The organism is Roseobacter sp. SK209-2-6 (genome assembly GCF_000169455.1).
In the GTDB taxonomy this organism is placed as follows: Bacteria; Pseudomonadota; Alphaproteobacteria; order Rhodobacterales; family Rhodobacteraceae; genus Pseudophaeobacter.
The window spans coordinates 259670-273337 of the sequence record NZ_AAYC01000002.1 but is presented as its reverse complement, the minus strand read 5'-3'; the positions used below and the strand labels follow the sequence as shown (position 1 = coordinate 273337).

Annotated in this window: 15 protein-coding genes; 11 read left to right on the top strand and 4 right to left on the bottom strand. The window is 53.6% G+C overall.

Annotation, left to right across the window (positions count from 1 at the left end; genetic code table 11):
* Positions 1 to 62: 62 nt before the first annotated feature.
* Positions 63 to 1328, top strand: a complete 1266-nt coding sequence (locus RSK20926_RS04440) for a glutamate-5-semialdehyde dehydrogenase (protein WP_008204688.1) — start codon at positions 63 to 65, stop codon at positions 1326 to 1328.
* Positions 1329 to 1416: 88 nt separating this feature from the next.
* On the opposite strand, the gene RSK20926_RS04435 is transcribed toward RSK20926_RS04440, so the two are convergent.
* Positions 1417 to 2013: a histidine phosphotransferase family protein gene (locus RSK20926_RS04435; protein ID WP_037253747.1), complete on the bottom strand. Its 597-nt coding sequence runs from the start codon at positions 2011 to 2013 to the stop codon at positions 1417 to 1419.
* Between the two features lie 26 nt (positions 2014 to 2039).
* On the opposite strand from RSK20926_RS04435, the gene RSK20926_RS22370 reads away from it, so the two are divergent.
* From RSK20926_RS22370 to tsf, 5 genes are all read left to right on the top strand, one after another.
* Positions 2040 to 2222 (top strand): DUF3553 domain-containing protein, encoded by a 183-nt coding sequence (locus RSK20926_RS22370; protein WP_083805729.1) that lies wholly within the window; start codon positions 2040 to 2042, stop codon positions 2220 to 2222.
* A 104-nt stretch (positions 2223 to 2326) separates the two neighbouring features.
* A complete protein-coding gene (locus RSK20926_RS04425) occupies positions 2327 to 3097 on the top strand; it encodes a GNAT family N-acetyltransferase (protein WP_008204685.1) in 771 nt (256 codons plus the stop codon).
* Positions 3088 to 3915: a lysophospholipid acyltransferase family protein gene (locus RSK20926_RS04420; RefSeq protein ID WP_037253743.1), complete on the top strand. Its 828-nt coding sequence runs from the start codon at positions 3088 to 3090 to the stop codon at positions 3913 to 3915. The genes RSK20926_RS04425 and RSK20926_RS04420 overlap by 10 nt, the downstream gene beginning before the upstream one ends.
* Before the next feature lie 158 nt (positions 3916 to 4073).
* Positions 4074 to 4841, top strand: coding sequence for a 30S ribosomal protein S2 (gene rpsB, locus RSK20926_RS04415; RefSeq protein ID WP_008204683.1), 768 nt, complete (start codon positions 4074 to 4076; stop codon positions 4839 to 4841).
* A gap of 77 nt (positions 4842 to 4918) precedes the next feature.
* On the top strand, positions 4919 to 5794 hold the full coding sequence (tsf, locus tag RSK20926_RS04410; protein WP_008204682.1) for a translation elongation factor Ts: 876 nt from the start codon (positions 4919 to 4921) through the stop codon (positions 5792 to 5794).
* 570 nt (positions 5795 to 6364) lie between these two features.
* Here the strand turns inward: tsf and RSK20926_RS04405 are convergent.
* The 3 genes from RSK20926_RS04405 to RSK20926_RS04395 all read right to left on the bottom strand — a co-directional run bounded on the left by RSK20926_RS04405 (position 6365) and on the right by RSK20926_RS04395 (position 8718).
* Positions 6365 to 7120, bottom strand: a complete 756-nt coding sequence (locus RSK20926_RS04405) for an autoinducer binding domain-containing protein (RefSeq protein WP_008204681.1) — start codon at positions 7118 to 7120, stop codon at positions 6365 to 6367.
* A 1-nt stretch (position 7121) separates the two neighbouring features.
* Positions 7122 to 7574 carry a type II 3-dehydroquinate dehydratase gene (gene aroQ, locus RSK20926_RS04400; RefSeq protein WP_008204680.1) on the bottom strand — a complete coding sequence of 151 codons (453 nt, stop codon included), beginning with the start codon at positions 7572 to 7574 and terminating at the stop codon, positions 7122 to 7124.
* 148 nt (positions 7575 to 7722) lie between these two features.
* Positions 7723 to 8718, bottom strand: coding sequence for an NADPH:quinone oxidoreductase family protein (locus tag RSK20926_RS04395; protein WP_008204678.1), 996 nt, complete (start codon positions 8716 to 8718; stop codon positions 7723 to 7725).
* A gap of 127 nt (positions 8719 to 8845) precedes the next feature.
* Between RSK20926_RS04395 and RSK20926_RS04390 the strand changes: the two genes are divergently transcribed.
* The 5 genes from RSK20926_RS04390 to RSK20926_RS04370 are packed head-to-tail and all read left to right on the top strand — an operon-like array spanning position 8846 to position 13666.
* A complete protein-coding gene (locus tag RSK20926_RS04390) occupies positions 8846 to 10021 on the top strand; it encodes an acyl-CoA dehydrogenase family protein (protein ID WP_008204677.1) in 1176 nt (391 codons plus the stop codon).
* A gap of 7 nt (positions 10022 to 10028) precedes the next feature.
* Positions 10029 to 11141, top strand: a complete 1113-nt coding sequence (locus tag RSK20926_RS04385) for an acyl-CoA dehydrogenase family protein (RefSeq protein ID WP_008204675.1) — start codon at positions 10029 to 10031, stop codon at positions 11139 to 11141.
* A gap of 12 nt (positions 11142 to 11153) precedes the next feature.
* Complete coding sequence (locus tag RSK20926_RS04380; RefSeq protein ID WP_008204674.1) at positions 11154 to 11969, top strand: SDR family NAD(P)-dependent oxidoreductase; 816 nt, start codon at positions 11154 to 11156, stop codon at positions 11967 to 11969.
* Positions 11970 to 12002: 33 nt separating this feature from the next.
* Positions 12003 to 13013 carry an NAD(P)H-dependent flavin oxidoreductase gene (locus RSK20926_RS04375; protein ID WP_037253910.1) on the top strand — a complete coding sequence of 337 codons (1011 nt, stop codon included), beginning with the start codon at positions 12003 to 12005 and terminating at the stop codon, positions 13011 to 13013.
* Positions 13014 to 13015: 2 nt separating this feature from the next.
* Positions 13016 to 13666: a histidine phosphatase family protein gene (locus RSK20926_RS04370; protein ID WP_008204672.1), complete on the top strand. Its 651-nt coding sequence runs from the start codon at positions 13016 to 13018 to the stop codon at positions 13664 to 13666.
* Positions 13667 to 13668: the final 2 nt, after the last annotated feature.

Here is a 13668-nt window from a genome sequence, read left to right as displayed (position 1 = left end):
CTTCGTTTAGGCTGCGGCACAACGAAACCGGATCCAGCCTGGATTGCTAAAGGCCATAAACAATGAATACCGAAGTGAATATCCCCGCCGTGATGGCGGAGCTTGGCAAACGTGCAAAGCAAGCCGCACAGGTTCTGGCAACCGCCAGCGCTGAATGCAAGAAAGACGCCCTTTTGGCAGCGGCAGAAGCTGTCTGGACGCAAAGACAGAACATTATCGCTGCAAATGCCCAGGATCTGGAATTTGGCAAAGCCAAGGGGCTATCTGCGGCGATGATGGATCGATTAATGCTGGACGAACCCCGTATCCAAGGGATCGTTGATGGTCTAAAAGCCGTCGCTGAGCAAGCGGACCCAATTGGGGAGGTCTTGGCGGACTGGGATCAGCCATCGGGGCTCAACATCCAAAGGGTTCGCACGCCTTTGGGCGTCATCGGCGTGATCTATGAGAGCCGCCCGAATGTGACCGCCGATGCAGGCGCTCTGTGCCTGAAATCCGGCAATGCGGTGATCCTGCGCGGCGGGTCAGAAAGCTTTCATTCCAGCCAGGCCATCCACGCCTGTCTTGCAGAGGGGCTGAAATCTGCAGGTCTTCCGGAGGAAGCTGTTCAACTGGTGCCAACGCGCGACCGCGCCGCGGTGCAGGAACTGTTGACCATGACCGACTATGTTGACGTCATTGTCCCGCGCGGGGGCAAAGGTCTGGTGGGGCTGGTCCAACGAGAGGCCCGAGTGCCCGTTTTTGCCCATCTCGAGGGGATTGTTCACATCTACCTCGACAAGGCGGCGGACCCCAAAAAAGCTGTTGAGGTTGTCCTGAACGCTAAAACTCGGCGCACTGGTATCTGTGGTGCCGCAGAATGCCTGTTGATCCATCAGGACATCGTTGAGAGCATCGGTGCGGAGGTACTGAACTCTCTGGCCGCTGCTGGCGTGGAGATCCATGCCGCCAAAGGCCTGACAGGGCCGGAAAACTTGATCGCTGCGAGTGAAGAGGACTGGGGAAAAGAGTATCTGGACGCAATCATCGCTGCAAAACCAGTTGCAGATATCGATGAGGCCCTGGCGCATATCCGCAAGTACCACTCTCAACATACGGACTGTATCATCACCGAAGATGCGTCGGCTGCCGAACGTTTCTTCAATGAGTTGGATAGTGCAATCCTCATGCTCAATGCTTCCACCCAATTTGCTGATGGTGGTGAGTTTGGCATGGGTGCAGAGATTGGCATTGCCACTGGAAAAATGCATGCTCGCGGCCCCGTAGGAGCGGCGCAACTTACCAGTTTCAAATATCTTGTTCGGGGCAACGGTACCCTACGCAGCTAAGCAAAGGGCCGCGCCCCCAAAAAGTAAACCCCGCGCTTTGCGGGGTTTATTTCTGGTTGCTGTCAGTCTGAAACTCTTGCCAGGACGTTTAGAACTGGATCGTGATCTTTTCCAGGGTCTGGTCAAACTGGATGCGACGCCCCGCTTGTTTTGCCGCAACAGGCAACATAGCGAACTGCACAAGGGCAGGGGTGATTGCTGCGGCGTCATCGCTGCCATCCAGATGACCCCAAAGGCTCTCATCCAAATTCAGCTTTGTTCCCTCTCCGGTGATGGACCAGGACTGACCAGAGCAGAGCATGGTGACCTGACCACCATAGGGCAGGGCGCTCTCAAGACAGAGGAGCGCCAGGAACACCATGCGCACTTCCTCCCTGGAACAGCCTTCCAGAGGAGTCCAAGAATAGGACATGCGCCCGGCTTTTGACATGTCCGCCAAAATAGAGATGATCTCCGCGCGGCCCATCTGCTGCTCACCGGCTGCGCCAAAGGCAACACGGAAGAAACGGATGCGCGCATTGGCGTTCAGCACACTATCCGAAATGAGTTCCAGTTCTGGCCCATCGACAACACCCGACATTCCAAGCAATTCAAGCCCGTTGTTGATAGCTCCAACGGGGCTGATAAGATCATGACATATTCTCGAGCCTATCAATGCTGCCAAATCGGCGTTATCTACAGCCATAATTTTCCTCCGAACGGGCCCGCCTCATGACCGACCTCAATGCTCTTCTTGCGCCTGGAATGTATGTAAAACATCCAGAGTTCCCGGACTGGGGGATCGGGCAAGTCCAATCCAATGCGGGCGGCAAGATTACCGTTAACTTCCCTGACCAGGGTAAACTGGTCATTGATGGGGTAAAAGTACCCCTCATCCTTGTGCATGAGCCATAGCGGTTTATGAAAGGTTAAGAAAGCCCGTAGAATTGTTTGGAAATCTTGCCCTTCCCAAGCACAGCAGTTATTTGCGGCCTGGAAGCGCCAGAAATGAGACTTCAATGGTCGAGAAACAGCCCGATTTTCAGGTTTCACTTGCGACAACCAAGGAAGAGGTTAGGGCGGCTCAGTCTCTGCGCTATGAGGTCTTCGTCGAAGAAATGGGCGCCTCTGGCCCACTGGTTGATCACAAAAAAAAGTTGGAAAAAGATCACTTTGATCCTTTCTGCGATCACTTGTTGGTTCAGGAAGTCAGCACTGGTCGTCTCGCTGGGGTTTACCGCTTGATGCGTGGTGATCAGGCAGAGGCTGCGGGTGGTTTCTATTCAGACAGTGAATACGATCATTCCGCACTCAAAGCTTCAGAGCGTAGATTGTTGGAACTAGGACGCTCCTGTCTAGATGCGGATTTCAGAGGCGGTCCAGCCCTGTTTCATTTGTGGAATGGATTGGCAGACTATGTAAAACAGCACGAAATCGAAATTCTCTTTGGTGTGGCCAGCTTTCCAGGTGTGAATTTGGCAGAGCTGGCTGAGCCTCTCACGCTATTGCAGAGAGAGTATTCGGCTCCACAAGATCTGATAAGCCGTTCAAAAACCTACCAATCGATGGAACTCATGGGGGATGCGCAGCCTGATCGAAAGCGCGCAATGCTGAGCATGCCCGCCTTGATAAAGGCATACCTCAGATTGGGGGGAGCCGTGGGCGATGGCGCTTTTGTGGATAGAGAGTTCAACACAACAGATGTCTGTTTGATACTGGACACCAGCAAAATGAACACACGGCAACGTCGCATGTATGTGGGTCAGAAACAGGTGGCCCAATGCCCGTAACCTGGACCGATTCAGAAGAGCCGGAACCCTTGCACATACCCCCAATTGGCTGGGTCAGAGTGCTTTTTCGCGGGTTCGCTCTGGGTATGCTTGTTTTTGGTGGCTTGCTGCTTTTGCTCCTGCTCCGGCTTGTGGAGCGACCACTCTACGGACTTCACCGCCCGCTAACCCCCTACATCACGCAGTTTGTCTGTCGGAACGCCTTTCGTGTATTGGGGATGCAGTTTCAAACCAAAGGCACTCTGATGAAGCAGCAGGGGATTGTGGTCGCCAACCACTCTTCCTGGCTCGATATTTTTGCTCTGAACGCACGTAAGCGCGTCTACTTTGTCTCCAAGGCAGAAGTGGCGAGTTGGCCGGGCATCGGCTGGTTGGCACGCGCCACAGGAACGGTCTTTATCGAACGAAACCCCAAAAAAGCCAAAGAGCAGACCCTTCTGTTTGAGTCACGCCTCAAAGCAGGTCATAAGCTCCTGTTCTTCCCTGAGGGAACCTCAACCGATGGGCGAAGGGTCTTACCCTTTAAGACCACCCTTTTTGCTGCGCTCTTTCAAGAGGAACTAAGGGAAGACAGTTATGTTCAGCCTGTTTCTGTTGTTTTCACAGCTCCATCCGGCGAAGAGCCACGTTTTTATGGTTGGTGGGGGGATATGGAGTTTGGACCGCATTTATTGAAAACGCTGGCCGCGAAACGCCAGGGGCGTGTGGAGTTAGTCTATCACGATGCCCTGAAAGTCAGTGATTTTGCCAACCGAAAGCAGCTCGCATCGCAGTGTGAAGAGGCTGTGCGGCAGGGGCTTACCAGCCATGGAAAATAATGCTTGCAGGCCTATCCCACCTGCAGTATACGCGCGCCATTCGAACCCGCAGGTGGGGTTTGGCCTGATTGGGGGAGACATCCCCGACAGACCGCCGGTTGGAGCACACGCTCTGAGACCCCCACCGAGGACTGAAACCGGAAACAAGGAATAAACGCATGGCTCTTCCTGAGTTCACTCTGCGCCAGCTGCTCGAAGCAGGCGTCCACTTTGGCCACCAGACCCAGCGCTGGAACCCGCGCATGTCCACCTATATCTATGGTGCGCGCAACGGCATCCACATCATGGACTTGACCCAGACCGTTCCAATGCTGGACCAGGCTCTGCAGATCGTACGCGACACTGTTGCAAAGGGCGGCCGTATCCTTTTCGTTGGCACCAAGCGTCAGGCCGCTGGCCCAATCGCCGAAGCCGCAGAGAAATCCGCGCAGTACTACATGAACCACCGTTGGCTGGGCGGCACGCTCACCAACTGGAAAACCGTTTCCCAATCCATCAACCGTCTGAAAGAAATCGACGAGAAGATGGAATCCGGCGCCGAAGGCCTGACCAAGAAAGAGCGTCTGGGCATGGAACGTGACCAGCAGAAACTGCAGGCTTCTCTGGGTGGTATCCGCGAAATGGGCGGCGTTCCTGATCTGCTCTTCGTCATCGACGTGAAAAAAGAAGCACTGGCAATCGCAGAAGCCAAGAAACTGGGTATTCCGGTTGTGGCTGTTGTCGACACCAACTGCTCCCCTGATGGCGTAGATTTTGTCATCCCTGGCAACGACGACGCCTCGCGCGCGATTTCGCTTTACTGCGATCTGGTTGCTCGCGCAGCTCTGGACGGCATGACCGCTCAGCTGGGCGCCGCAGGCGTTGATCTTGGTGCTCTGGACGAAGCACCAGCAGAAGAAGCGGTTGCTGAAGAAGCCAGCGCCTAATCTGCCTGTCATAGCTTTGACATGCGGGGCAGGGTATCACCTGCCCCAAATCCGTTTTGATTTGAGGAGAGCCAAAAATGGCAATCACAGCTGCACTCGTTAAAGAACTGCGCGACTCCACCGGCGCCGGCATGATGGACGCCAAAAAAGCACTGACAGAAACCAATGGTGACATGGAAGCCGCTGTTGACTGGCTGCGCACCAAAGGACTTGCCAAGGCTGCCAAAAAATCCGGTCGTACCGCGGCAGAGGGTCTGGTTGCTGTTGTTGTTGAAGGCGGCAAAGGTGTCGCGGTTGAAGTGAACTCTGAAACCGACTTTGTTGGCAAAAACGCCGAATTCCAGGAAATGGTCGGCGGTATCGCCAAGGCCGCTCTGGGTGTTGCCGATGTTGAGGCGCTGAAAGCTGCCGACATGGGTGGCAAGTCCGTTGCCGACGTCCTGACCGACAAGATCGCCACCATCGGTGAGAACATGTCTGTTCGTCGCATGGCTTCCGTCGAAGGTGAAACTGTCATCTCCTATGTCCACAACGCTGCGACCGCAGGCATGGGCAAAATCGGTGTTCTGGTTGCCATGAACGGCGGTGACGAGGCATTCGGCAAGCAGGTTGCAATGCATATCGCTGCTGTGAACCCCGCCGCTCTGTCCGAAGATGACCTCGACGCAGCTGTCGTTGAGAAGGAAAAGCAGGTTCAGATGGATATCGCGCGCGAGTCCGGCAAGCCTGAAGCCGTGATCGAGAAAATGATCGTAGGCCGCATGAAGAAGTTCGTTGCGGAATCCACACTGCTGAACCAGCAGTTTGTGGTGAACCCAGATCTGACCGTTGAAGCGGCAGCGAAAGAAGCAGGCGCCACCATCACCGGCTTCATTCGTCTCGAAGTAGGCGAAGGCATCGAAGTCGAAAAAGAAGACTTCGCCGCTGAAGTTGCAAAAGCTGCTCAGGGCTAAGCGATCTGACACTTTAATTTCAGATCTAGAACAATCGAAAGAGCTGGTGGATTTCACCAGCTCTTTTTCGTTGGGCCGCTTCTAAAGGGCATCATCAAGTTTGGAGGGGTGTGAGTTCGAGGAAGGCCAAATTCCTAACGGCACCCCCAATAGAGGAGCAAAGCCTGGCTTTGAAGTGTAGCACAATCTGCAATAGCCAGTGTCGACAGACAGTCGTCACGAGCAATCCCGGCTACCCAAGCAGAGTTTTCTGCGTTCATCTTCCAGAAAGGAAAAATGAGGGGCTCCATTGATGGGGATGGATGGAGCCCCTCTGTCTCACGGTCACTGGAGCGGAACAATACGTACCAGTGACCGTACAGGAAGGAGAGCCCTGAAATTGCAGAGATCGTTTCCCAAAGTTCCTAGGCTAAAGCCACCACTCACGGAACGAGGTTATTTTCGCAGAATTCAGCGCTAAAGTGTAGTAGTGATTTCCATACCCGAATGCAGAGAGTTTCCGCTAGGTAACCTTCCGTAAGCATCTGAAAAGATTCTTGAAATCATCAGTCTGACTGGAAAAATATGCTGTTAAGATTCAACTATATACATCTGGTTTTGTAGTGTTGCCTTCAAGACGGCCTGGGCCGTGGTCTCAACCGACAGGGATTCGCGTGCCAGTCGAAGGTGCTTTTCCACCGTTGCAGCGGTCAGCCCCATCAGGAGCGCAATATCCTGGGTGGTCTTACCATCACCAACCCATTGCAACGCCTCTTTCTGACGTTTGGTAAGTGTTCGGTTCGGGGTCTCATAGGGAAGTGTCAGAATTTTCAGATGAACAACATTGTTCATCAGGACGATATCATCGCCCTGCTCGCGCCAGGCAGAATCAACTTCTCTCTGATCAATCCCTTTCTTTGCTCCAAGGGAAATTGCCCCCTTGTAGCGCTTAGAAGCGGAGAAGAAGCTGACTGTATAGCCAGCACTCATCCCTTGGCTTTGATTGAATTCAACAACGCGACGCGCCTTAGAATCCAGCATATTTTGCTCAGCCATTTGCTGGATTTTCTGCCAACTCCCCGCGCCCTCATTCTCTAGCGCCCAGCGAAGCATCGGCGCATGAAAGTAAAGCCCATTGTTCAGGAAACCATTGACGTAATCCTGATTGTGATTTGTCAAAATGAGAAAATCATCAGGATCTCCCAGGGAAGTTTCCGTCTTATAGCGCGTATAGCCATACATCAGGCGGTCAAAACCATATTCAGACATCTGCTGCACATGATTGTGCCAAAGCTCTTCCAGGCTCTGCGCGCCAGAGACGAAATGCAGGTAGTCGACCAGATCCATTCTATTGGTCTCCGCGCTGCGCTGCCAAATGCACGGCCAGTGCATCTAGCGCCAGTAGGTAGCCTTGGCTTCCAAAACCACAGATCTGACCTAATGCAGCGCGTGCGATATAGGAGGTATGACGGAAGGCTTCACGAGCATGAATATTTGAAAGGTGAATCTCAATCATAGGCAACTCAACGGAAAAAACCGCATCCATCAAGGCAATTGATGTATGCGTGTAGGCACCGGCATTTAAGATAATGCCCTGATGTTTCCCCCGAGCATTGTGAATTGCATCAATCAGTTCACCTTCGTGGTTGGACTGCAGGCAGTCCACCTCCAGTCCCTTGGCTTGCGCGTGATCGCGGCAGGCCTTTTCGATCATTTGCAATGTCTCAGAGCCATAGACCTCTGGCTGTCGGGTGCCCAGAAGATTCAGGTTTGGGCCGTTCAAAATAAGTATGCTCGACATCTCCAACCTCATCGCAACTCACTGTCCTCAAAATAGGACATTTTTGCTGCGAATGCGAAGCGTGTATCAGGCAGTTTGACCGACCTATGTTGCCATTTTCGCACGATTTTTTGCGAAACATTGCGCCATAAAGGGTGCAATATCTCCCTCAAGCGTTGGTAAGGACAACTTTGCCCATGACCTCCCGTCGCTCGATGATCCCCAGGGCCTCTGCGGCCCTTTGCATTGGCAGGGACGCATGGATCCGCGGCCTGATCTTAGCAGAGCGGAACAGCTCCTGCAGTTCCGCCATGTTGCTTGCATGGCCTTTCGGGTCCTGAAACACCGAAGCGCCCCAAAAGACACCACGGATGTCACAGCCTTTTAGCAAGGGCAGATTCAGCGGGATTTTGGGAATTCCGGCCGGGAACCCAACAACAAGATACCTGCCTTGCCAGGCCATTGAGCGCAGGACGGGCTCTGCGTAGTCACCACCAACCGCGTCATAGGCCACGTCGACTCCGGAACGGCCTGTAAGTTCTCTGATTTCACTCGAGAACTTCTTTTGATCAGCTTTGTTCATCTCACGACTGTAAACCAGCGCCTCATCGGCGCCGACAGAGAGGCAGAATTCTGCCTTTTCCTCGGTGGAAACTGCGGCAATCACACGGGCACCCATGGCCTTTCCCAGTTCAATGGCGGCAACGCCAACCCCACCTGCGGCCCCGAGAACCAAAAGGGTTTCACCTGGTGCCAGTGACGCTCGGTCCTTCAATGCGTGATAAGACGTGCCATAGGTGAATACAAAAGCCGCAGCTTCCTCATAGCTCATCGTTTCCGGAAACTTCACCGCTTGATTTGCAGGCACGCAGATCTGTGTTGCAAAGCCACCGTGACCGGTCAGAGCCAGGACGCGATCACCTAAACTGTATCCTGTAACCCCTTCACCAATCGCAATAACTTCCCCTGAAACCTCCCCACCTGGGGCAAAGGGTCTGGGTGGTTTGACCTGATACAGATCGCGAATGATTAAGGTATCGGGGAAATTCACACCGGCTGCCCGGACAGAGACCAGGATTTCTCCCTTTTTGGGGGAAAGATCGGGTTGCTCGCTCCAGATCAAAGTTTCTGGCCCGCCTGGTTCATTGCTCAGCATGGAATGCATGTATTTGCCCTATCTCCGGCTGTGATTTCTGGAATTACGTAAAGTCTTCTGCTGCTCAGACGCGTTGTCAATCAATTTTCGAAATGCAATTCTACATTGTGAAATCGTGAAGCGACTGGGGGAGTTCATGGCTGAAGCGCAATCTGATGGAGAGGAACCTCTCGCTGAGTTTCGCTCAAATGTTCGCGACTGGCTTGAACAACACTGCCCAACAGAAATGCGGGACGGTGCAAGTGGTGAAGATGCCATTTGTTGGGGAGGCACGCGTTGGTCATTCACATCAACTGCGCAAGAACAGTGGCTAAGGGTTTGCGCAGAAAGAGGATTCACTGTTCCCACATGGCCCAAAGCCTATGGCGGCGCCGGGCTGACGCGGGATGAGGACAAAGTCCTAAAGGACGAGATGCGAAAGATTGGTGCCAGATCTCCGCTAGACAGTTTTGGCATCTGGATGCTTGGCCCGGCATTGCTCAAATTCGGCACCGAGGAACAAAAACTGCACTACCTGCCGCCCATTGCACGGGGTGAGATACGTTGGTGTCAGGGCTATTCAGAGCCCGGAGCAGGATCAGATCTCGCCGGTGTGCAAACACTTGGGGTGGACGATGGCGACCACTGGACTGTGACCGGACAGAAGATCTGGACCAGCTACGCCGATCACGCGGATTGGATTTTCGCCCTCATTCGCACCGACCGCGAGGCGCCAAAACACCTAGGTATCTCTTTCCTGCTGATTGATATGCGCAGCGCTGGGGTCTCAACCAAACCAATTCAGTTGATTTCTGGTTCTTCCCCCTTTTGTGAGACCTATTTTGATGCGGTCGAAGTTCCCAAAGAGCAGGTGGTAGGAAAGGTCAATCGCGGCTGGGATGTCGCAAAATATCTGCTGACACACGAGCGGGAAATGATCAGCAATGGTGGTCAGGTCATGGGGGCAGGGCGCCCACTTGGCGCGGTGTTGCAGGATAGCGAGACAGGTCATTCTGACCCAATCCTCTTGGCAAAAGCGATGCAGGCAGAGGTCGACAGTCTCGCGCTTGAGATGACACTGGAGCGCTACAAAGACCAAGCAGAATGCGGGCAAGGCGTTGGCGATGCCTCTGCCATGCTGAAGTACATGGGAACCGAGTTGAACAAACGTCGGCTTGAATTGGTAATGGAGTTGGGCGGAAGCCTCGAACTAAGCTGGAGTTCGGATGCATCCCCCAATTGGCTGCGCACCAAGGCAAACTCCATAGAAGGAGGTACATCAGAGGTGATGCTCTCCATTATCAGTCGACGCATTCTTGGTCTTCCGGGGTAGGATAGTTATGAAACTTGTTGAAACAGAAGAAGAAAAAATTCTAGCAGATTCAGCACGCACGCTTTTGGATCGCTCTGCTCCTATCGGCAAATTACGCCAGATGCGCGACGCTGGTCGCACAAATGAACCGGAACTTTGGCAGGAAATGGCTGCTGCTGGCTGGAGTGGTATCCTCGTGCCAGAGGAATACGGCGGATCCGCAATGGGACATGCAGCAGCAAATGTTCTCGCGCGCGAAATGGGGCGCAATCTGACCGTCAGCTCCTTTATCAGCACAGCTGTGATCGCTGCTGGAGTGTTGAGAAGCGTTGAAACCGACGTCGCATGCGATCGTTTAAGTCAGCTGGCTGCGGGCACTCTTACCTATGCGCTGGCAATAGACGAGGCTTCCAAGTTTGACCCATCCAAAGTCGAAATGACGGCGGAACCGCGTGGGAATGGCTACATTCTTTCAGGGCAAAAGGTTTTTGTTGCAGATGGTTGCAACGCAAACCGCATTCTATTGCTTGCCCGTTCCCCTGATGGTCTTTGCCTCTTTGATCTGGAGAAATCTCTGCCTGGTCTCACCCAGCAAGAGGTTCAGATGATTGACAGCAGAGATGTGGCAGAATTCTCATTTGAAAATGTTGAGGTCACCGGTGAAACACTGGTTGGTCGCCCTGGGGAGGGCCTGACGCTCCTTTCACCTGCTTTGCAAGCAGGTCAGGCTGCGCTGGCTGCAGAGGCAACAGGCCTGGCAGAGGCGGCGTTTGGAATGACCACCGGCTATTTGAAAGAAAGAAAGCAGTTCGGTGTTCCAATCGGCAGCTTTCAAGCCTTGCAGCATCGCGCGGCGCATTTGTGGTGCGAAATTGAAGTGACCTCCTCCGCCGTGTTGAACGCTGGGCGCATGCTGGACCAGGACCCACAAAATGCAGCACTTGCAGTTTCGGTGGCAAAAGCGCGCGCAACAGAAACTGCGCAGCGTGTTGTGCAGGAAGGTGTACAGATGCACGGTGGGATCGGGATGACTGATGCCTTTGACATGGGATTTTACATGAAACGCGCCCGGGTCTCTGCGGAATGGTTAGGGGACTATGGCTATCACGCTGCGATCGTTGCAAATTTGCGTGGCTTCTAGGGAGAAGAAGAAATGATGGATCTATTTTCGCTGGAGGGCAAAACCGCTCTGGTAACAGGAGGTGCAACCGGGATCGGTCGCATGGCAGCTGAGGCCATGGTACGCGCTGGCGCATTTGTTCTGATTGCCTCTCGCAAAGGCGAAGCCTGTGCGGCTGTCGCGGAGGAACTTAACGCTTTGAATGCGCCGGGGTCAGCTGAAGGGTTTGCAGGGGATGTCGCAAGCGCCGAAGGGATCGCAGACCTGGTTGCGGAAGTTAAAAAGCGCACGGACCAACTTGATATTCTTATGAATAACTCAGGCATCACATGGGGAGCAGAGCTCGAATCTTTCCCCCATGAGGCCTGGGAAAAAGTCATGAATGTGAATGTGACGGGTGTTTTTGAACTGACCCGTCAGCTCTTGCCTATGTTGACCGCCAGCGGATCCAATGGTGATCCTGCGCGCGTGATCAATGTTGGCTCGGTCATGGGCGAGGTTCCGATGGGCGATGGCGCCTATAGCTATTCCGCCTCAAAGGCTGCAGTGATCCATCTGAGCAAGATCCTGGCTAAAGAACTCGCATCAAAGAACATCACAGTAAATGCGCTGGCGCCCGGTCCCTTTGTTTCCCGCATGACTGCCTTTGTTACGGCAGATAAGGAAATGAGAGAGAAGGTCGGGCGGGATGTCCCGCTCGGGCGGGTGGGGCGCTATGAAGACATCGCGGGCGCAGTACTGTTCCTGAGCGGGAAGGGTGGCGCCTATGTAACCGGATCGATTGTCCCGGTCTCTGGTGGAATCAACGTGATGTCGGGCCAAAACATTTTCGCCAGCGCTCTGAGCTAGGCTGTATCAGAAACAATGAATAAGGATCTGAAAATGAAAGATGTTTCTTCTGACACGCCAAGGAGAGAGTTACCTAAGGCGCTGCAAAACCTTCGCATACCGCTGATAGGGTCACCTCTGTTCATCATTTCCGTGCCAGAGCTGGTCATTGCCCAGTGTAAAGCCGGGATCATCGGGGCTTTTCCCGCCCTAAACGCGCGTGAAGCGGATGGCGATCCTATTTTGCTTGAAGCGTGGTTAAAACAGATCACTGAAGAGCTGGACCGCTACAATCAGGAGAACCCAGATACCCCGGCGGCGCCTTTTGCGGTGAACCAGATTGTCCATCGCTCAAACACCCGCTTGGAGCGTGATCTGGAGATCTGCCAGCGCTGGAAAGTACCGGTTTGGATCACATCGCTGGGCGCAAGGCCTGAGGTGAATGAGGCTGCACATTCATGCGGCGGTGTCGTACTGCATGACGTGATCAACAACACCTTTGCCAAAAAAGCGATAGAGAAGGGGGCTGACGGCTTGATCGCAGTTGCTGCCGGGGCTGGCGGGCATGCAGGACAGCAATCTCCCCTCGCTTTGATCCGTGAAATCAGGTCCTGGTTTGATGGCCCCCTTGCGCTGTCGGGCGCAATCGCATGTGGTCAATCCCTGCTAGCCGCGCGTGCAATGGGCGCAGATTTTGGCTATGCGGGATCGCCCTTTATTGCCACCCATGAGGCAAATGCCCAGCCTGACTATAAACAGATGATCGTCGAAAGCACCGCCGAAGACATCATCTATTCGTCTTTGTTTACAGGTGTTTCAGGGAACTACCTGAAGAAGTCGGTTGAGAATGCCGGTCTTGACCCAAGTAACTTACCTAGTGCAGATGCCTCTTCGATGAACTTTGGAGATGGTTCTTCAAAGCCCAAAGCCTGGAAAGAGATTTGGGGATCAGGGCAGGGGATTGGTGAGGTTAAATCCATCACCTCAACCCAAGAACTGGTTGATAGGATTGCTACCGAATATCAGGAAGCAGGCCGCCGCTTGTCACAAGAGTTTCGGCGTTGAATATGGTCGAGCTTTTGCTGATCAGGCATGGCCAGGCCTCTTTTGGCGCTGAAAACTACGATCAGCTGAGTGACCTTGGCCGACAGCAATCGCGCGCTCTTGGAAAGACGCTTCGCGACATCGACTGGCGTCCTGATAGGGTCATTACCGGCAGCCTTCAGCGGCAGAAACAGACCTATGAAGAAATGGGGTTTCCGGTTTTCGCTGAAGAAGATCCTGGGTGGAATGAATATGACTTTAATGATCTCCTTCATTCGCGCTTTGGAGGACAGGCTCCCACAGAGGTGATACAGGATCGAAAGACGCATTTTCGTGCTTTGAAGGAAACCCTTGCCCAATGGCAAAGAGGTGGGATCACAAACGCAAAGGAAAGCTGGGAAAGTTTTTGCAACCGTGTTGAGGCCGCGCGAAAACAGGCAATCAGAGATGGGGCGGAACGGGTTTTGGTGATCAGCTCGGGCGGTGTCATCGCACGATTGACCGCTCATGCCCTAGGTGTGCCTGACGCGCAGATGATAACGTTGAACCTGCAGATTAGGAATAGTGCCGTGACCCGGTTCATAGCCTCACAAGACCGGTTCTTTCTGAATGAGTTCAATTCTGTACCGCATCTTTCAAAAGCTGAAACGATGCCTTTGATTTCCTACAGCTGAGG